Raw genomic sequence first — 19818 nt, 5'->3', positions numbered from 1 at the left:
GGCTCCTACACCAAGGGGCGGTATGAGCTCTTTGCCGAGGTGGGGAATACCAACGTCATCAATCAGGAGAATGGCGGCATCACCGACATGAGGTATATCTCCAATGTGGAGGAGATCGCCGGCGGACGACGCACGCTACTACCTCGCGACATCCCAACCCGATATAAGTCTACATGGAACTCCGCCTCCTATGGTCGCGGACGGCTTCACCACAGGTACCGCCTCGGACGCTACCGCGAGTACGACAAGGACGGCAAGCTGATCGAAGCCCCGAAGACTCCTCTGAAGGACGAGGTGGCGAAGCAGGACTCGCTCCCGGCAGCTCCGGAAGTGGCAGCACTACCGGACTCTCTGGCAGCACCAACAGAGGTGCCTAAGGAGGAGAAGAAACTGAGGAGAAGCGTACCACAGAAGACCGATGGAGACCAGGACGATGAGGAGGAGAAAGACGAAGTAGTGAAGAAGGTCTTTATCCCTGTCACATCGATTTTCCATGACCTGACGATCGAGCGCGGCGGTCACGAATTTGTATCTCAAGACCCTGCTCTGCTGGAGCGCTTCAAGGAGAGGCACATCCCCAAGCAGGAGGGGATGAAGTACTATCCATACGACCGCTTCAGCAGTACTTCCATATCCAATACCGTGGGCGTAGAGCTGATGGAGGGCTTCCACAAGTGGGCGAAGATGGGCCTCAGCGCTTTTGCCTCCTTCGACTACCAGTTCAATAAGCAGCCACTCATCCTGCCGGAGGATGCTGAGCGACTGGACCTCCCTTACGAAGAGCAGGGGTCCAAGCTCCACTCCACCCTCGTCGGCGGGAGGATCAAGAGCGACTCCTTTAAGCATCTGAAGTGGTATGTGCAAGGACATGTGGGCATCGAGGGCTATCGCGCCGGTGAGATCGATGTGAGGGGTAACGTGGATCTGAGGATGAAGCTCCTCAAGCGGGACGTGATCCTGAGTGGGAATGGGATATTCCTCAATACGGTGCCGCCCTACTTTTTGGAGCACTTCAAGAGCACATTCCATGCCTGGGACAGGGATCTGAAGAACACTCAGCGGCTGAGGCTCGGAGCTGACCTCACTATCCCTGCGACAGAGTCCCATCTCTTTGTACGAGCTGAGACGATCCAGCAGCCCTACCAGGTTGACTCGGTGTCCTATCAGCCGATCCAGCATGAGGGTAACGTACGAGTGATCAGCGCCGGCTTCGACCAAGCACTGCGGTGGAAGTTTGTCAATCTCGAGACCTCCTTCGTCTGGCAGAGCAGCAGCGACAGCTACGTGATCCCGATGCCGGAGTTTGCTGCATATGCCAATCTCTACTTCAGCGGACTAATCGCCAAGGTGATGACGCTACAGGTGGGTGTGGATGCCAAGTGGCACAGCAAGTATATGGCGCCCTACTATGAGCCGACTACACAGATGTTTACCCCTCAGGATAAGGTCCTTATCGGTGGGGAAGCTCCTATGATGACAGCGTATGCCAATTTTCATCTCAAGCGAGCACGCGTCTTCGTGAGATACTACAATGTCGGCTCGCAGATATTTAAGCCTAACCACTTCACTATGCCCTACTACCCAACCTACCCCTCTCAGGTACAGTTTGGAGTGGTCGTGGACCTGAAGAATTGATGCCTAAGTATGAAGGTCAGTAGATCCTATATGGCCGTGATTGTGGGGCTAGTGGTGATCCTCGGAGTGCTCCTTGTCATACTCCTTCGCCCCGGCGGTTCTCGTCAGGACACTCTTGGCCCGATCGATCAGCAGGTGCAAGTCCCTACGGGGGACAGTCTTCATCCGCTACGGATAGCGGTGGTGATGGAGCCGGGACTCTTTGAGATCGATGACGAGGGAGAGATCTCCGGGAGCCTACCTGCAGTAGCAGACAGGCTGCTGACCGGGATCAGCTATATATGGGTGCCGGTGTCAGAGAAGAGCCTCGGGACAGATCTGCTGAGGGAGAAGAGGGTTGATATACTCGCGACACAGCAAGCCTCTACCGACCTCCAGGAAAGCTCTGACCTCCTCAGGACTATCCCCATCAGCAGCTCTCACTATGCACTGATGAGCCGGCAGGATAGTCTCTCCTGGGGCGATGTGCTGAGTGGTCCCAGTCCGGTAGAGGTCTACTACTCTGCCGAGGATAAGGAAGCACGGCTCATCCTCCAGAACCTTCACGACATATCCTATACGGCAATCCACCCGAGCGAGAGCGGCCTGCCGCCTCTGGAGATGATACTGGAGATGGTGAAGGGGAGGATCGACTTCGCCGTAGTCAAGCATAACCTCGCCAAGGAGATGGCCGAGCGCTTCCCGCAGATCCGAGTGAATACCGACATATCGCTCGAGGCGCCTCAGGTATGGCTCCTCAGGTCCGATGCAGAAAGCCTAAGAGACACCCTCAATCAGAGGATCAGCAAGACAGATACGACAGAATAATAGTACGTAAGACAGAAATATGACCAAGCAAGAGTCACAGATTGACTCCTTTTATGACTTTGGACTCCACCCCGATGTCGAGGATGCGGTGGAGACGATGAACTATGGCAAGCCCTCTCCGGTACAGGCAGCGACGATCCCCCTGATTATGGACGGTGAGGACATCATCGCTTGCGCCCAGACCGGTACGGGCAAGACTGCTGCCTACCTCCTCCCGATCCTGAGCGAACTAGCCTACGGGGATTACCCCAAGGATCACGTCAACTGCGTCATTATGGCGCCGACGAGAGAGCTGGCGCAGCAGATCGACCGGCAGATCGACGGCTTTGCTTACTACGTGAAGGTGAATGCTCAGCCGATCTACGGAGGGACCGACGGCATAGAGTATGAGCAGCAACGCAGAGCACTTGCCAGGGGAGCAGACATCATCGTTGCCACCCCGGGGCGCCTGCTGTCCCATATAGATATGAACTCAGTCGACCTCTCACAGGTGAGCTTCTTCATCCTGGATGAGGCAGACCGGATGCTGGATATGGGCTTCTCGGAGGATATCCTTAAGATCCAGTCCCTCTTGCCCAAGAAAGGCGTACAGACCGTGATGTTCTCTGCCACCATGCCGGAGCAGATCCGAACCTTTGCCCGCAAGATTATGCGTCGACCAAAGGAGGTCAATATCGCCATCTCACGTCCACCGGAGAGCATTAGCCAGTCCGCTTTTATGGTGTCCGATGACGACAAGCTGTCGCTACTGGTATCCCTACTCAATGAGCGGCGACCTGAGAGGTGCATCGTCTTCCTCGCAGCGAAGAAGCGGGTCAAGGAGGCGGCTCGCATGCTGCGTATGCAGGGGCACTCAGTCGAGCAGATGCACTCCGATCTGAGCCAGGAGGAGCGCAATGAGGTGATGCACCGCTTCCGGAACGGTCATGCCAGTGTCATCGTGGCTACCGACATCCTCTCGCGCGGCATCGACATCGATAATATTGAGCTGATCATCAACTTCGACGTGCCATCCGACCCGGAGGACTATGTCCACCGCATTGGTCGCACATCGCGCGGAGACAACTTGGGAGGCTCAGCGGTCACCTTTGTCTCCCCGTGGGATAAGGACTCATTTGCCAGAATAGAGAAGTTCCTCGGCTACAAGCTCAAGCGACCGGACTTTCCGGCAGACTTTAAGCCCGGTAAGCCCCGCTCCTCAGGGGATAGAGGACGAAGTCGCTCCGGCAGACGAGGTGGATCCCCTCGTGGTCGAGGTGGCAGAAGACCCGGTAACCGATCAAAGAGATAAGACGATATGAAGATAGACTTTGCTAAAGAAGACCTTGCCAAGCTGCAGGACTTCCTCTCCGTACCACGCCGTATCACACTCTTGGGACACGTCTCACCGGATGGCGACGCTGTAGGGTCCACACTCGGCCTTGCTTCACTACTTCGGACCTTAGGCCACTCGGCCACGGTGGTCTACCCGACGGCTTACTCGGATAGCTTTGCCTTCCTTCCCGGAGCATCGGAGGCACTGATTGCTAAGGACAAACCCGAGGAGGCGCTCCAGGCGATACGTGAGGCGGAGGGACTCTTTTGCCTTGACTTCAATGAGACGAAGCGGGTTGAGCAACTGACCGCCCCGCTGGAAGAGTCTGATGCGCTTAAGCTTCTCATCGATCATCATCCCTACCCCTCCGACTTTGCAGACCTCTCTTTCTCCTATCCCGACAGATCCTCCACCTGCCTGATCGTCTATGAGCTGATCCGTGCGATGGGATGGAGAGACCAGCTGTCCACGGAGGCAGCCACTGCCATATACACCGGTATGATGACTGACACAGGGAACTTTGCCTACAACTCTGAGGATCCCGAGATCTATCAGGTCATCTCTGAGCTGCTCGAGCTGGGGGTGCGGAAGGATGCCGTTTACGATGCAATCAACAGGAGCTTTACCATCGATAAGCTGCGTCTTACAGCGCACTTGATGGCTGATAAGCTCACCATTTTCCCTCAGTACAAGACTGCGATCATCACCCTGAGTATGGCTGATAAGGGAAAGTATAATTACCAGACCGGGGACGTGGAGGGGCTTGTGAACGATCCCCTTGCAGCTAAGGAGATCGAGTTCTCGATCTTGATCCATGAGATGCCGAAGTACACCAAGATCTCCATGCGGAGCAAGGGGAGCTTTGCCGTAAACGAATTTGCCTCTAAGTTCTTCAACGGCGGTGGGCATACCAATGCGGCAGGGGCTGAAGTCTGCGACACCCTATCCAATACTTATAAGTTAGTCGAGACAGCAGTACGAATACTCCATCCTTGATGCTCTCTTCACTCTTCCCCGGGGAGACACTGCCTAATGGCGATCTCCCGATCATCGCCGGACCCTGCAGCATTGAGTCTCAGGAGCAGATCTATGAGACCATGCGCCGACTAAAGGAGTGCGGGATCGGGATGGTTCGTGCAGGTGCCTGGAAGCCTCGGACACGACCGGGTGCCTTCGAGGGTGTTGGGGAGATCGGTCTACGCTGGATGTGCGAGGCCGCTGACGAGCTGGGACTCAAAGTGGGGACTGAGGTTTGCCTACCGGAGCATGCACGGATAGCACTTAGGCATAAGTGTGACTTCGTCTGGCTCGGTGCCCGCACTACCGGATCCCCCTTCGTGGTGGAGGAGATAGCAAAGGTCCTCGATGGCAGTGATCTGACCGTACTTGTCAAGAATCCCATAGCACCTGATTTCCAGCTGTGGCAAGGGGCAGTCGAGCGACTACAACTCCATCATCTGAGGAGGATAGGACTGATCCTGAGAGGATTCACCACTGTGGCGGGTGGTCTCCTCCGTAACGATCCCTTGTGGGAGGCGGTAGATCGCTTTAAGTCTCACAATCCGGAGCTCCCGATCCTCTGTGACCCGAGTCACATCACCGGAGACCGTCGTCTGCTGAGAGAGATTGTCGAAGAGGCGCTGCGTAGAGACTACGATGGACTCTTCATCGAGAGTCACTACCACCCGGAGACGGCACTGACAGACGCAGCTCAGCAGATCAACCCGGAGGAGATAATCACTCTCCTTCAGGGGGAGTCCACTTATGGCGACTGCGCCCTCGCTGCTTACAGAGAGCAGGTAGACAAGGTCGACAGTGACCTCATCCATCTACTCTCCATGAGATCCGAGCTGACCACAGAGATCGGCACGTGGAAGGAAAACCACCACCTCCCCACACTGCAGTCCGCTCGGCTCGAGAGCATGATCCATCACCACAGGCGTCAGGCCGAGCTCTACGGGATCTCGCCTGACCTGGTGGAGGATCTCTTCCGCATCATCCACGACTACTCACTCACCGATCAGATCAAGCAACGAAAGAATGAAAATCACTCAGACAAGGATTGACCTCACCAACCTCCTCTTTCGTGCCGGCCATGGTGTGGAGGAGAGGGAAAAAGTAGCAGGTAATACCTACAGCGTCTCCCTCTCTGTCTGGCCTACAGAGCACTCCGCCATGATGAGTGACAACGTGGGAGAGACGATCAGCTACGCTGATCTCTACGATCTAGTACGACGTGTGATGATAGAGGAGCGTCCCTCTGACCTCTTAGAGCATGTGGCCTATAGGATCCTGCAGGAGCTGGAGACTGCGCCACTCTCAATCAATCGGGCCTCCGTCTCGATCACCAAGGTCCAGCCCCCGATCAAGGGTTTCCGTGGGGATGGCGCTACCTTCTCTGCCGAAGCGACCTTCTGACGATGTCTCGCGTCTCCATTGTCATCCCGGTGTACAATACTTCTCGATTTCTCGAGGAGTGCATCAGGAGTGTCGTGCATCAGGACTTCACTGACTGGCACGCCATCCTCGTCAACGATGGCTCCACCGATGGCAGTGGGACGATCTGTGACCAATATGCGGCGACCGACCCTCGTATAGAGGTGCTGCATCAGCCCAATCAAGGGCTGAGCGTTGCGCGGAATAATGGGCTGACAAGGGCTCAGGGCGAGTTTGTCCTCTTCTTAGACAGCGATGACTTTTGGCTGAGGCAAGATACACTCACCACACTCCTCGACGCTATGAATCGCCATCCGGAGTGCGACTTTATCGGGTTCAATTGGGTCTACTATTTCTCTAAGGAAAGGCAGAGTCGCTGGACGGACTTCGGCAACTACGTCCCGGAGGTAGTCAGTGGCGAGGAGGCACTGCGGCGGATCCTCAGCACAGGAGATACCCCTATGAGTGCCTGCATCAAGATTCTCCGCCGAGACTTCCTCATCAAGAGTGAGCTATCCTTCATCCCGGGGATCACCTCAGAGGACATCCCGTGGTTTATGCGCCTTCTCTGTCATACAGAGGGCTGTCTTTTCCTCCACGACTACCTCTATGGCTACCGGCAGGAGGTGGACGGTTCCATCACAAGGGAGTACTCCCCGAGACGCTTCCACGACCTCGTCTTCATCATCGAGGACGGGCTTCAGCTCGCTGACAGCCAGCCCTCACCGGGGATGAGAGACGCACTCCTCTCCTTCTATGCCACAGAGTACTGCATCCTGCTCAGCCATATGGATGTACTCACTAAGGAGGAAAGGCAGAGCATAGAGCCCTGGATGCGGAAGCACCAGTACCTTCTGAGGTACGATCGAAGCCCAAAGGTGCGACTCGCTAACCGAGCTTGGCGACTCACCGGACTGAAGGGTCTCGAGCTGCTCCTTCGTCTCCGTAATACACTGATCCGTCAGTAATAGCACTTCACGATATGATCCTGAAACACCTTTCGCTCACCAACTTCAAGAATATCGAGAGCTGCGACCTGACCTTCTCCGACAAGCTCAATTGCATCATCGGCAATAACGGCATGGGGAAGACAAACCTCATGGACAGCATCTACTACCTCTCCTTCACCAAGTCGCACCTCCACGTGCCTGACCAGATGGTGATCCGGAAGGGCGAGACCTACGCTATCCTCCAAGGGGGCTATCAGGTAGGAGAGGACGAGGTGTCGATCAATATCGGTATCACCACGGAGAAGCCCAAGGTGATCAAGCGAAACCGGAAGCGATACGACCGCATCACCGATCACATAGGGCAGCTGCCGGTCGTGATGATCGCACCTTCCGACATAGACCTGATACGAGGCGGCAGTGTGGAGCGACGAAAGTTTATGAACCAGCTCATCTCCCAGGAGTCTAATCCCTACCTCACATCAGTGATGCACTACGACAAGCTCCTCGGGCAGCGTAATGCACTCCTAAAGAATAAAGGCTTCCTCGACCTCCCTACCCTCAGTATCCTGGACCACCAAATGGCGGGTGAGGCAGAGGCAATCGTCAGGCACAGAGCCGAGTGGACTGAGCGGATGAAGCCTATCTTCCTCTCCTACTACAGCTACATCACGGAGTCAAGGGATATGGTGGACATCCGGTATCAGCCCTCACTCGCGACAGATCACCTGCCCTTAGCTGAGGACTTTATGGAGGCTTGGCAGTCGACCCGACAGGCAGATCTCTACATGGGCTATACCACGGTCGGCCCCCACAAGGACGACCTAGAGATGCTCCTGGAGGAGACGCTGATCCGGAAGATCGGCTCCCAGGGTCAATGCAAGAGCTATATGATCGCGCTCAAGTTTGCACAATTCAAGATCCTCTCCACACTCTACCCCGACAACAGCCCGATCCTGCTACTGGACGATGTCTTCGACAAGCTTGACGAGGAGCGTGTTGATAGGATCGTCCACCTCGTGGCGGGGGAGGACTTTGGGCAGATCTTTATGACCGATACCAATAGGAAATACCTGGATCAGATCATCGCCCAGCTACCGGACACAGAGTATACCATCGTCCGGGTGGAGAATGGCGACTCTACCGTACTCTGAGAGCCATGCGCATCTACAGGTCAGAGACACTGGGCAAGATACTGCAGGAGATGAGAGAGGGGGATAAGCCCTCTCTCTTTACCGACCTTGAGCGCCATCGAGCATTCCTCGAGCAGTGGCAGTCGCTGCCGGGGATCAGGCTCCGGCGGATCCGACCGGTCTTTACCTTTGACGAGAGCAAGTCCACCGTAGTCATCCACTGCTCCTCCAGTGTAGCACTTAATCTCCTCCGCCGCGAGCGCCCCACGATAGAGCAGCACCTCCGACCGCTGATGGATCGGTACAAGCTCGACACCCTCTCGATAGTACTCCAGGACAGCAGCCGACAGTAACGAGAGGCCTTCCATACAAGTCTCTGTTACTCAATTCGAAGCTATTTGCTACGGGCAAGACAAGCAAGGCTCAGGGGAGGATAGAGCAGCCCCCATCCCTCCGGAGTAATTCTATTACCGATATTAGTGTCGACTAATACCGGTAAAAGATTTCTCTAATACCGATAAAAGATTGCGCGCTGATTCTGAGGGTGCTCCTAATGCCATTGACACACCTTACACCCGATTATTGCGTTAAAAATACTTGCTGCATACCATTCAAAAGGGGACTAACAGCCATCGATTCTAGTTCAAAAACGAAGATAAACAGGTTCACCACGAAGACTTTTATCCTAAAACAACAGAATCGTTTACTCCGCATGACAAAAACACTAGTTTATTAGACAGCTAAATTTACAGTAACAGTGACTAATAGTCAGAAGTAAAATAGTATACCACAAATAAAATGAGCATTTTCATATCAAAAAGTTGTCTATACAATCATTTATTCTTAATATTGCAAAGTAATCAAGAGACAGAATATAGATTATTTCTTTCCTCAGCCACTTGACAACACTGTTTTTCTTACCTTGAATATCACCTACAGAATATCGGGGATGGGAGAGATCACACCTTAGGAACTTTTTATATACAGTATATAAATCACTTTAATTCGTATCGGATGAGAAGTCAAAAACTAAAGCGGCACATCGCCTCACCATCCGTCCTCATCAAGGGATGCACGATGGTACTCTGCGTGATGGCAGCATCGTGGTCGGCATTTGCCGGCGATGGAGCTAAGCCTACAACGCTGACGAGCGTTGCCCAAGAATCGCGAAAGATCACCGGAAAGGTGATAGATGCTGAAACGAAAGAGATGCTCCTTGGCGTCCGAATTCAAGTCAAGGGGACTTCCCAAGGAACGATCACTGACAACGACGGTAACTATACCATCGAGGTGAAGAATAGCTCACAGACGCTAGTCTTCTCCTTCATTGGCTACGCCGCTCAAGAGATCCAGGTAGGAGACCTCGGTGTGATCAATGTGGAGATGAAACCCGAGGGCACCGATCTGGCAGAGGTCGTGGTCGTGGGAGCCGGCACACAGAAGAAGGTCAGCGTCACCGGCGCTATCACCTCCATCAAGGGTCAGTCTCTCAAGATGCCCACCTCCTCTCTTACCAATGCGCTTGCCGGACAGATGCCCGGAGTCGTTGCCATGACAACGAGTGGCGCACCTGGCTCTACCTCGGAATTTTACATCCGAGGGATCAGTACATTCGGCGGTAGAGCGACTCCACTCATCATGCTTGATGACGTGGAGATCAGTGCTGCTGACCTCAATAACATACCCCCTGAGACGATTGATCAGTTTTCGATCCTCAAGGACGCCTCTGCCACCGCCATCTACGGATCTCGTGGTGCCAATGGTGTGATGATCATCCGGACAAAAAGCGGTAATGCCAATGAGCGTACCCGCGTCAACGTAACAGTAGAGAATGCGTTTAACATCCCGACAGGATTTCCTCAATTCGTTGACGGAGCCACATGGATGGAGCTCTACAACGAAGCGCAGGAGTCGCGCCACCCCGGATCTGCCATCCGCTTCTCTAAGGAGCGCATCGAAGCGACACGCTCTGGAGTCAACCCCTACGTGTATCCGGACGTGAACTGGAACGAGGTGATCTTCCGTAAATTCACCACCAACCAGCGAGCGAACCTTAACATACAAGGCGGAGGATCCAAGGCAACCTATTACATGAGCGTGCAGGGAAACCATGATACAGGTATCCTGAACACAAAGAAAGTACACTCCTGGGACAATAACATCGATAACTGGAGCTACAACTTCCAGAATAACATCACCTACAAGCTCACCCCATCCACTCGGGTGGACTTGAGGATGAATGCCCAGATCAGACAATTCCAGGGCGGCAATTACACCCCGGGTGATCTCTTTGCCAAGATCCAGACCTCCAACCCGATCAACTTCCCGACTACCTTCCCCGCCATGGAGGGAGACAAGCATATCCGCTTTGGTAGCTCAGTACTAACGGGAAACTCCTACAAGGAGAATATCTATGCCACGATGCTCAACTCCTTCAGGGAAATGCGAGAGAATACGATCAATGTCTCCCTGAAGGCAAAGCAGGACTTTGACTTCATCACCAAGGGACTAAGTGCAACTCTGTTGGTCAACTTTAAGAACTGGTCTCAAAATAGTTTTAATCGGTCTATTGAGCCATACTTATATGGGGTAGATCAGTACGATCAGGATAAGAACATCTACACACTCCAGCGTCTTGGTTCCTCCGGTACCGACTACATCGCCCAGTCAGACATCTCAAAGAATGGGGATCAGACATTCTTCCTCCAGGGGACATTGGATTACAATCGCAGCTTTGGGGTGAATTATGTAGGTGCCATGCTCCTCTATACACAGCGCGAGTACAAGAGTGCTGTCCTCCCACACCGCAACCAGGGTATCTCCGGTCGCTTCACCTACGACTACGATCACCGCTATTTAGCCGAAGTGAACTTCGGTTACACGGGCACGGAGCGTCTACCCAAGGGAGCTCGCTTTGAGTTCTTCCCTGCAGTCTCCCTCGGATGGGTGATGAGCGGAGAGGACTTTATGCAGCCGATCTCTGACGTTGTCTCCTACCTCAAGCTTAGGACATCCTATGGACTTATCGGTAGCGATGAGACAGGACTGGGCGCCGGAGCGCCTCACTTCCTCTACGAGGATATCGTGACACTGGCACACAAGGACATGGGCTATACCACTGGTGTGAATCTTGACTACACCCTTCGTGGACCGTTCGTCCACAACTATGCCGTATCCGGTGCCGTATGGGAGAAGGTGAAGAAATTCAACGTCGCCATCGATGCAGAGCTATTCTCAAGTCTCAGTCTGACGGCAGAGTACTTCTACGATCGTCGATACGACATCCTCCTCAAGCGTGAGGCATGGCCACAGAGCCTTGGCTTCCATGAGGCGAAGCCTTGGTCCAACAAGGGTAAGGTGGATAACTGGGGATTTGAGCTGAGTGCCAACTATAATAAGCGGATCACCGACGACCTCACCGTAGAGCTCCGTGGTAACTTCACCTACACGCAGAATAAGTACGTCGACGTAGACGACCCCGTCTACCAGTATCCGTGGCAGTCTCGCACCGGCTTCCCTCTGAGCTACACCATGGGATACATTGCAGACGGACTCTTTGAGTCGCAGGAGGAGATCGATCATAGTCCGGAGCAAACATTTGGTAGTACGCCACTACCCGGTGATATCAAGTACAGAGATGTGACCGGCGATGGGATCGTAAACGATGATGACAAGGTTATGATCTCCGAGTACGGTCGGGTCCCTCGCATTCAGTATGGCTTCGGTGCCAGTGTCCAGTGGCATAAGTTCGACTTCGGTGTCTTCTTCAACGGCTCAGCTAAGAGGACTATTATGACCGGATTGATGGCACCCTTTGGGCAGTATGATAACAATGTGTTCCAGTTTATTGCTGACAACCGCTGGCAACCTGATGCTCCAAATCCAGATGCAAAGTATCCTCGGCTCGGCATCCAGACATCAGAGACCGCCAATAACAGTCAGCCAAGTACCTATTGGATGCGCAACGGGAGCTTCCTTCGTCTCAAGCAAGCGGAGATCGGGTACTCCTTCTCTCGAGGAAGAGTCTACCTAAGCGGTAATAACCTCGCCGTCTTTAGTGCCTTCAAGCAGTGGGATCCGGAGCTCTCATGGAACACCTATCCCCTGCAGCGAGTCTTCAACATGGGCGTGCAGCTCACCTTCTAAAATAGCTACAACATGAAAAATATACTTAACATCATAGAGAAACGAGTCCTTGCCACCCTTACCGGAGGTCTGCTACTTCTCAGCTCATGTGGTTACCTTGACGTGGTACCGCCCGAGCAACCCGGACTGGGAGATGCCACAAAGGACTACGAGACCACTCTGGGCTTCCTCTACTCCTGCTATGCGGGGATTAGGATGCCGATGACCTACTCCGGAGTCGAGTCAGGTGCTGATGAGTGGGCTCTCCCACCGCTCTGGAATGAGGGACACCACGGCATTGTCTACAACAATCAGACACCAACGAGCTTGAGTGGAGGCTGGTCATGGGGCAGTCTTTACCAATTTGCAGGTCAGTGCTACCTCTTCCTCGACAAGCTGAATGAAGCGCAGGATGTAACAGAGGAGCAGAAAGCGGAATTTAGGGCTGAGACAGACTTTCTTCTTGCTTACTATCACTATCAGACCTTGGTGATGTATGGCCCATGTCCTATTCTTGACGGCTTTGTGCCTATGAATGCTCCGTCTACGGACTTCCCCGGACGATCACACTTTGACTTCGTGGTTGACTATATAGTTGACAAGCTTGACAAGGCTGCTGAGACACTGCCCGCCGATCGAGATCAGGAGAAATGGGGACGAGCCACTTCGACCATGGCTAAGGCTCTTAAGGCTCGCCTACTCGTCTATGCCGCTTCTCCCCTCTGGAACGGATCTTTCCCCTATCCCGAGTGGCGGAATACCAACTTCGAGACCCCCGGCTACGGGACCGAGCTGGTATCCCACAGCTATGACCCGAAGAAGTGGGAGCGTGCTCGCACAGCGTGTGAGGATGCGCTTAATCACGCGCTCTCTCATGGATTTGCTCTCTATGACGACCTCGAGCTCTACGAGCGCGAGCGTATTGCCCTACCCTATATTCCGGGACTTGACACAAGCACTCCGGAGGGGAAGGAGTTCCAGAAGCGCGTTATGCTTATGCGTTATCTCGTTACAACACGAGTCGGTGATGGTAATAAGGAGATCATTTTCCCACACCCCAACAACGGCGACATGGTCATCGGCTCCATGCCACATGCCTTCATGAAGCTTAATAACGGATCCGACTTTGGTGGGTATAGTGGTGTATCGCCTCTGCTCAGCACTACAGCGAGCTACTTCTATACAGCTTCCGGGAAGCGTCCTGCAGAGGATCCCGAATTCACTCCGGAAAACCAGTGGTTTGAGTCTGCCGGTCTTCGTGGCAGAGAGGATATCGTGAAATTCAATGTAGGTCGTGAGCCTCGCTTTTATGCCTGGCTTGCCTTCGATGGAGGAGATTTCTCCAATAGTCTTATGGACGGCAAGCCGATCAAGCTCAGACTGCGTGACCGAGAGACACATGGTATGAATCTCAACAAGACCCCTCGTGACAACAATGTCACGGGCTTTATGAGCCAAAAGTTCATCGTCCCGAAGCTCTCAATCAATAGGAGTGGTTCGTGGCTCAATAACCAGTCCAAGCCTCGTCCCCTGATTCGACTCGCCGAGCTCTATCTCAACCTCGCAGAGTGTGAGGCGGCACTGGGGCAGAACGACAAGGCGATTGCCCATCTCAACGTCATCCGTGAGCGAGCCGGCGTACCCGATCTCACCTCTGCGGATATTAATAACCCCCTGTCGATGACCGACTGGGTACGCAACGAGCGCTTCATCGAGCTGTGGGGCGAGGGGCATCGCTACTATGACATTCGCAGATGGATGATTGCTCCCGAGACGATGGCTGAGGGCAAGCGTACCGGACTGAACGCACAGGAGAAGGAGAATCCCTCCTTCGAAGACTACAATAAGGTCGTGCTGATCAATCAGCCCTACGTATGGACATCGAGGATGTACCTAAGGCCTATCTTCAAGAACGAGGTCTATAAGAATGGACACAACATGGTCCAGGCACCTGGTTACTAATTATTTGACACTATAATATGAAGAATATAATAAGAATACTTGCTCTGACGGGCATGGTGTCTCTTTGTCTTACCAGCTGTCAGAAGTACGACCACTTGATTCCCGATGATTTCGATACAATCCTATCCTTCAAACAGGTGGGTGAAATCAAAGCGGACCTCTACACCACAGGAGAGGATGGGGTCTTTGATCTCACAATCCTAAAGGGCGGTGCTGATCCAACAAGTCTCGCTACGGCAGAGCTGAGCGTAATGAGTGCTGCAGAGCTGGAGCAATACGCCGCCCGAACCGGTAAACGGTACGAGGCGCTCCCATCAACAGCTTACACCATTGATCAGCCAGTCGTTGCCTTCGATGGTAATACCGGATACGCCACACGAAAGGTGACCCTTAAGACGACAGTCATCCAAGCCCTTCTTCAGGACAACCCCGGGAAGAGCTTCGCCCTCCCGATAGTCTTAGTGAGTCAGAAGGACTCTGTCAATGCCGAGCGCAACGTTGTCTTGCTTAAGCCTAGCGTACTAGTGCCGATCCTCGGCTACGATGAGAGTGCGAAGACACTCGATGTCTCTGCCGGCAAGACAGAGTATGAGCTGCGTCTCAGTCTACCATTCGTTAGTCCGTGGGACTTCGATGCCACGATGGAGATAGACGAGTCTGCAATCCCTGAGGGTGCGGTGCTGATCCCTACATCCGAGTATGAGATGAGCGGAGAGGGGAAGGTGACCTTCAAGAAAGGATCGCGAGTTAGCGAGCCTGTGAAGGTTGTACTAAAGCCCTCCTCCGACCTACTTGTCGGCAATCGGAACGTCCTGCCTCTCCGACTGACAGGGACGACGATCCCCGGGATGAAACTCCCTGAAAAGCCCTTTATCCTCACCGCTGAGGGATACAACCAGATTCCACTCACGGTGGATATGCTCTCAACCAATGCCCAGGAGCCGTCCGAGGGTCCTATCAAGGATCTCATTGACGGCGACCCTGCGACATACTTCCACAGTGCTTGGTCTGTAGGGGTAAGCGAGCCTCACTACATTGAGATTGCCCTTAAGGAGCCGATCAAGAGGATGGCCTTTAAGTTCCAGAACCGAGCTAATGCCAATGGTAAGGCTCAGGAGATCAAAGTACTCGGTCTCACTGACTCTTGGGAGGAGTTGGAGACTCTCACGGGTGGCATGCCTACCGGTCCGGGGTCGATCTACTCCTCTAAGACGATTGTCTCCACAAAACCCTTCAGCAAAATCCGACTGGTGGTAATGAAGACTAATGGTGGAACGGCTCCCACATTCTTCAATATGGCAGAGCTTTACCTCTATGGAAAGTAAGCAATGAGGCTATGACCTATTGGAAGCCATTGGCAAAACTAGTTTTTTGTCGATGGCTTCTTTTTATAAAACAAGAATCCGTATGAACAATTCACACAAGATCACTCTCCTCAGCCTATCACTACTGATACTGGTACTGTGTGGCTGTAAGCGAGACCCGTCGCAAGAAGCGGCCTATATCGATATCGGAGAGAGTAGTGAGATACTCTTCTCTGCAGAGCTTGGCACGAAGGATGTCGGAGTAAAGACCAACGTCTCCACTCTCACCGCCAAGGCAAGTGAGTCTTGGCTATCCGCTCGTGTCGGACGTGGCTCCATAACCATCAGCGTCACAGCTAATACAGACAAGGTTCCCCGCTCAGGAAGAGTCATTATCTCCGGAGAGGGAGCCTCCGCAACCATTTCCGTGCGTCAAGAGGGGCTGGAGCCCTCCATCCTTGTCTCACCGGAGATCAGTAGGGTCACGGCAGATGCGCAGAGTCTCTCTCTCTCGATACAAGCTAATGTCGACTATCTACTCCCTGATCTCGGGGAGACACCATGGATCACTATCACGTCAAAGGATCAATCCAAGAAACCTCATCAAATAATCCTCTCGATAGCTGCGAATGCAACAATGGCAGAGCGCTCTGCAACACTTGCATTTCGATCAAAGGATGTGTCTCCGGAGATCATCCGCGAAGTCGTCATCACACAGACGGCACCGACCGACTACTCCGGCGCGGGCGGCTCTGCCATAGGATCAGATGAGAAGATCACCGTCGCCTCCGGATCAGCATCATCCTACCAAGACGGAGGAGAGATCGAGAAGTCCTTCGATGGCGACATGGGGACGATCTACCACTCCAAGTGGGACAATAGCTCGACCTCTTACTTTCCCATCACGCTGGAGTATCAGTTCGCCGGAGCGGAGACGGTAGATTATCTCGTCTACCATCCTCGACAGACGGGGAGCAACGGTCACTTCAAGGAGGTGGAACTTTGGGTGAAAAAGTCCGATGGGGACTTTAAGAAACTAGGAGACTATGACTTCAAGGGCACAGGAGAGCCCAAGAAAGTGGACTTCTCACCGGCTCTCGAAGGGGTAACAGCCTTCCGCTTTGTCGTCAAAAGTGGTTCCGGAGACGGACAGGGCTTTGCGTCGTGTGCCGAGATGGAGTTTTATCGTCGCAATAAGGATAATGCTGTCCCGACAAACATCTTTACCGACGGCACTGCGTCTGCGCTTCGACCAGGCGTAACGGAGGAACAGATCCGGGCGATCTCTAACCCACTCTACCGGGAGATAGCACCCTTCCTCTACAATGGGAAGTATCCGTCAGAGTTCCGTATCCAGGACTACCGTGCCTGGCCTCATCCCAATGACTGGATCAAGAAGAGCAAGACCAATCCCCAAAACCTACTTGACAATGCCACCGGTATCGTAGCGGAGGCGGGGAAGGAGCTGATCGTCCTCGTAGGGAAGACCTCGGGTCACTCAGGGCTGAGCATTAAGGTGCAAAACCTTGATCGTCCTGGTGGCGACGGCTACAACGAAGGCTCCTCTACCTACCCACTCTCCGAGGGTGTCAATAAGATCATCCCATCCAATAGTGGTCTCATCTACGTTCTCTATCACACGCCCTCCTACAAGACTGCGCCTAAGATACGCATTCACTTTGCCACAGGAAGCGTTAACGGCTACTTCGACAGTGAAAAGCACTCCAAGGAAGACTGGAAGAGACTCTTAGCCGGTGCGAAGTATAAGTACTTTGATGTCCTCGGGAAGGAGGCGCACCTCACTTTCCCCACAGAGGGCTTCCGTAAGTACGCCGGTGAGGATGGTCCTGAGCTTATCGCCCAGTACGACGAGCTTGTTACTCTCGAGACTGACCTTATGGGACTAAAGAAGTACGACTTACCGCGTGTCAATCGCTCCTACTTCCACGCCATGTATGGTAGCTATATGTATGCGACGTGGTACCGTACCGCCTATAACGTCAGTGATGAGAATGTCCTCAAGGTCATGTGCGACAAGGAAACATTCCGGAAGCAACCCTGGGGACCGGCACACGAGACGGGACACAACTACCAGACCCGCCCCGGATTTATGTGGGCAGGGATGACAGAAGTGACCAATAACGTCCACGCCAATTATGTAAATGTGAAGTTTGGGAACACGAGTCGGCTCTCAAGTGAGAACCGCTACCTCTCCGGATACAATACATATCATATTGACCTCTCCGGTCTCAAGTCCGGCTGGACTCGTCCCCCTTACATCCGTGCAGGTGGGATTTACGACACCGTCTTCGAGAAACTGGTACCACTCTGGCAGCTTTACCTCTACTTTACGGAAGTAAAGGGACAGAAGGACTTCTATCCTGATCTTTACGAAAAGGTGAGGAAGAATCCCAATCCGCCAACAGACGAAAAGTGTCTACTGGAATTCACACGTCTCGCAAGTGAGATTTCGGGGTACGACCTAACTGACTTCTTTGAGGCGTGGTCCTTCTATACGCCGTACAAAGGAGTGGTAGAAGATTATGGCAAGAAGAATATTAACCTTACCTTATCTTTAGCAAACGAGTACCGTGCAAAGATCGTCTCTATGGGACTCCCAAAGCCGAAGGAGGCACTTCAGTACATCACGGACAAGAATATCGACCTCTATCGCCACCCGAAGCCGGTCGTTCCTGGTACTTATGGTCGAAACGGGCTGAAAATCACCGTCACCGGCACAACGAATGCTGTTGCCTACGAGGCTGTGATGGACGGGCGGGTTATTACCCTGTCGCCGGATCCCACTTTTGACCTACCTACGGAAGCCGGATCAGCGACTAGTACGCTGACAGTACGCGCCATAGCAGTCGACGGGACAAGAACGGCACTAACTGCAAAGTAACGTTCTTCCCACTATATTGTACAGAGGAGTGTCACCCTCGGTGGATCCATCACCGAGGGTGACACTCCTTTCATACCAGGTCGGCGATGCCATCCGACCGGTTTCGGTATTAGTCAAATCTATAGTCGGTAATAGTGATACCTAATACCGATAATAGTCAAGACTAATACCGGCAATAGAATTAGAGGATCACTACCTACTGATAGTCAGCCTAGTGTCCCAGATACTACGTAACCCGCTTGTATTGACAATAAGTCCGATGCCTTGTGTAGTGGACGCTAATGCTTCTTCCCCGAAGATAAGATATGGGAAATGAGCTATCTTTGCGACCAAATAAAGAATATTGAATGGCAGAGATCGCACAAAAAAGACACCAGACAGCAGAGGGCTACACAGCTGCCCTTCTCTCAGCATTTACATTCGGACTCATCCCTCTCTTCAGCGTCCCACTCCTCGCAGACGGGATGCCCACCTCTACGGTCCTTATGTACCGCTTCCTCTTTGCCACCTTGGCGATGAGCATATACGTTTTGGTCCGTAAGTCATCCCTCCGCAGCACGAGACAGCAGTTCGTCTGGCTACTTCTCCTCAGCTTCCTCTACTTTGCCACGGCACACCTGCTCCTCACCGGATACGAGTTTATCTCCTCCGGTATGGCCACGGTACTCCACTTCACATATCCTATATTCGTCGCCCTCCTTATGCTGCTGATCTTCCACGTCCGGCTCAGCAAGAGAGGCATGATGGCAATCATGGCAGCCGTGGCCGGGGTCTCTCTCGTCAGCGGGGTCACCTCCTCCGAGCCCATCAATCCCGAGGGACCTGCTCTGGTGATCACAAGTGGATTCCTCTATGCGGTCTATATCATTATGGTCAATAAGAGCGCAGCCCGGACGCTGAGCCATGAGGCGCTGACCTTCTACATCCTCCTGATCACCACGATCTTCCTCTCCCTCTACTGCGTCGTGGACGACAAGATGGTACTGCCCAGCACCACCATGGACTGGACCAATCTGATCCTGCTGGGCATCCTCTCCACGACGGTCTCCAATATCACGCTCGTCAAGGCGATAGACCTCATCGGCTCCACCCCGACCGCAGTGATGGGGGCGCTGGAGCCTATGACGGCAGTGATGGTAGGTGTGATCGCCTTCGGTGAAGTGCTGACACCGATCCGCATCCTCGGGATACTGATGATCCTCGTGGCAGTGGTGCTCCTGACCACAGATAAGAGCAAGTAAAATAGTACCTT

General features: G+C 53.3%; 14 protein-coding genes. All 14 read left to right on the top strand.

Translation table 11 applies throughout. The features are described 5' to 3' along the window. On the top strand, nt 1-1635 hold a 1635-nt coding region (locus Q0F21_RS00335; RefSeq protein ID WP_297236352.1), incomplete at its 5' end, for a putative porin. Nucleotides 1636-1644: 9 nt separating this feature from the next. After that, nucleotides 1645-2442, top strand: coding sequence for a hypothetical protein (locus Q0F21_RS00330; RefSeq protein WP_297236351.1), 798 nt, complete (start codon nt 1645-1647; stop codon nt 2440-2442). Nucleotides 2443-2461: 19 nt separating this feature from the next. After that, the gene (locus Q0F21_RS00325; RefSeq protein ID WP_297236350.1) at nt 2462-3733 is read left to right on the top strand and encodes a DEAD/DEAH box helicase; all 1272 of its coding nucleotides are present in this window, start codon (nt 2462-2464) and stop codon (nt 3731-3733) included. Between the two features lie 6 nt (nt 3734-3739). Continuing rightward, the gene (locus Q0F21_RS00320) at nt 3740-4753 is read left to right on the top strand and encodes a bifunctional oligoribonuclease/PAP phosphatase NrnA (RefSeq protein ID WP_297236349.1); all 1014 of its coding nucleotides are present in this window, start codon (nt 3740-3742) and stop codon (nt 4751-4753) included. After that, nucleotides 4753-5823: a bifunctional 3-deoxy-7-phosphoheptulonate synthase/chorismate mutase type II gene (locus tag Q0F21_RS00315; RefSeq protein ID WP_297236348.1), complete on the top strand. Its 1071-nt coding sequence runs from the start codon at nt 4753-4755 to the stop codon at nt 5821-5823. Before Q0F21_RS00320 ends, Q0F21_RS00315 begins: the two co-directional genes overlap by 1 nt. Then, nucleotides 5798-6175, top strand: coding sequence for a dihydroneopterin aldolase (folB, locus tag Q0F21_RS00310; RefSeq protein ID WP_297236347.1), 378 nt, complete (start codon nt 5798-5800; stop codon nt 6173-6175). The genes Q0F21_RS00315 and folB overlap by 26 nt, the downstream gene beginning before the upstream one ends. A 2-nt stretch (nt 6176-6177) precedes the next feature. Further along, the gene (locus tag Q0F21_RS00305) at nt 6178-7161 is read left to right on the top strand and encodes a glycosyltransferase (RefSeq protein WP_297236346.1); all 984 of its coding nucleotides are present in this window, start codon (nt 6178-6180) and stop codon (nt 7159-7161) included. A 14-nt stretch (nt 7162-7175) separates the two neighbouring features. Further along, on the top strand, nt 7176-8294 hold the full coding sequence (locus Q0F21_RS00300) for a DNA replication/repair protein RecF (protein WP_297236345.1): 1119 nt from the start codon (nt 7176-7178) through the stop codon (nt 8292-8294). Nucleotides 8295-8299: 5 nt separating this feature from the next. Next, entirely contained in the window at nt 8300-8626 is a 327-nt protein-coding gene (locus Q0F21_RS00295; RefSeq protein WP_297236344.1) for a hypothetical protein, read from the top strand. A 661-nt stretch (nt 8627-9287) separates the two neighbouring features. Next, nucleotides 9288-12419: a TonB-dependent receptor gene (locus tag Q0F21_RS00290; protein ID WP_297236343.1), complete on the top strand. Its 3132-nt coding sequence runs from the start codon at nt 9288-9290 to the stop codon at nt 12417-12419. Between the two features lie 12 nt (nt 12420-12431). After that, the gene (locus Q0F21_RS00285) at nt 12432-14360 is read left to right on the top strand and encodes a RagB/SusD family nutrient uptake outer membrane protein (RefSeq protein WP_297236342.1); all 1929 of its coding nucleotides are present in this window, start codon (nt 12432-12434) and stop codon (nt 14358-14360) included. Nucleotides 14361-14497: 137 nt separating this feature from the next. Beyond that, nucleotides 14498-15685, top strand: a complete 1188-nt coding sequence (locus tag Q0F21_RS00280) for a DUF1735 domain-containing protein (RefSeq protein WP_297236341.1) — start codon at nt 14498-14500, stop codon at nt 15683-15685. An 82-nt stretch (nt 15686-15767) separates the two neighbouring features. Beyond that, the gene (locus Q0F21_RS00275; protein ID WP_297236340.1) at nt 15768-18566 is read left to right on the top strand and encodes a M60 family metallopeptidase; all 2799 of its coding nucleotides are present in this window, start codon (nt 15768-15770) and stop codon (nt 18564-18566) included. Between the two features lie 347 nt (nt 18567-18913). After that, complete coding sequence (locus Q0F21_RS00270; protein ID WP_297236339.1) at nt 18914-19807, top strand: EamA family transporter; 894 nt, start codon at nt 18914-18916, stop codon at nt 19805-19807. The last annotated feature ends 11 nt before the right edge of the window (nt 19808-19818 follow it).

The organism is uncultured Porphyromonas sp. (assembly GCF_934359325.1).
GTDB lineage: Bacteria > Bacteroidota > Bacteroidia > Bacteroidales > Porphyromonadaceae > Porphyromonas_A.
The sequence above is the reverse complement of the archived record's forward strand: the minus strand, read 5'-3'. Positions and strand labels throughout refer to the sequence as shown.

Coding starts and splice junctions, on each gene's coding strand:
- Q0F21_RS00285 (WP_297236342.1), top strand. CDS start 12,432: ATGAAAAATATACTTAACATCATAGAGAAACGAGTCCTTGCCACCCTT.
- Q0F21_RS00305 (WP_297236346.1), top strand. CDS start 6,178: ATGTCTCGCGTCTCCATTGTCATCCCGGTGTACAATACTTCTCGATTT.
- Q0F21_RS00325 (WP_297236350.1), top strand. CDS start 2,462: ATGACCAAGCAAGAGTCACAGATTGACTCCTTTTATGACTTTGGACTC.
- Q0F21_RS00275 (WP_297236340.1), top strand. CDS start 15,768: ATGAACAATTCACACAAGATCACTCTCCTCAGCCTATCACTACTGATA.
- folB (WP_297236347.1), top strand. CDS start 5,798: ATGAAAATCACTCAGACAAGGATTGACCTCACCAACCTCCTCTTTCGT.
- Q0F21_RS00320 (WP_297236349.1), top strand. CDS start 3,740: ATGAAGATAGACTTTGCTAAAGAAGACCTTGCCAAGCTGCAGGACTTC.
- Q0F21_RS00315 (WP_297236348.1), top strand. CDS start 4,753: ATGCTCTCTTCACTCTTCCCCGGGGAGACACTGCCTAATGGCGATCTC.
- Q0F21_RS00330 (WP_297236351.1), top strand. CDS start 1,645: ATGAAGGTCAGTAGATCCTATATGGCCGTGATTGTGGGGCTAGTGGTG.
- Q0F21_RS00270 (WP_297236339.1), top strand. CDS start 18,914: ATGGCAGAGATCGCACAAAAAAGACACCAGACAGCAGAGGGCTACACA.
- Q0F21_RS00300 (WP_297236345.1), top strand. CDS start 7,176: ATGATCCTGAAACACCTTTCGCTCACCAACTTCAAGAATATCGAGAGC.
- Q0F21_RS00295 (WP_297236344.1), top strand. CDS start 8,300: ATGCGCATCTACAGGTCAGAGACACTGGGCAAGATACTGCAGGAGATG.
- Q0F21_RS00290 (WP_297236343.1), top strand. CDS start 9,288: ATGAGAAGTCAAAAACTAAAGCGGCACATCGCCTCACCATCCGTCCTC.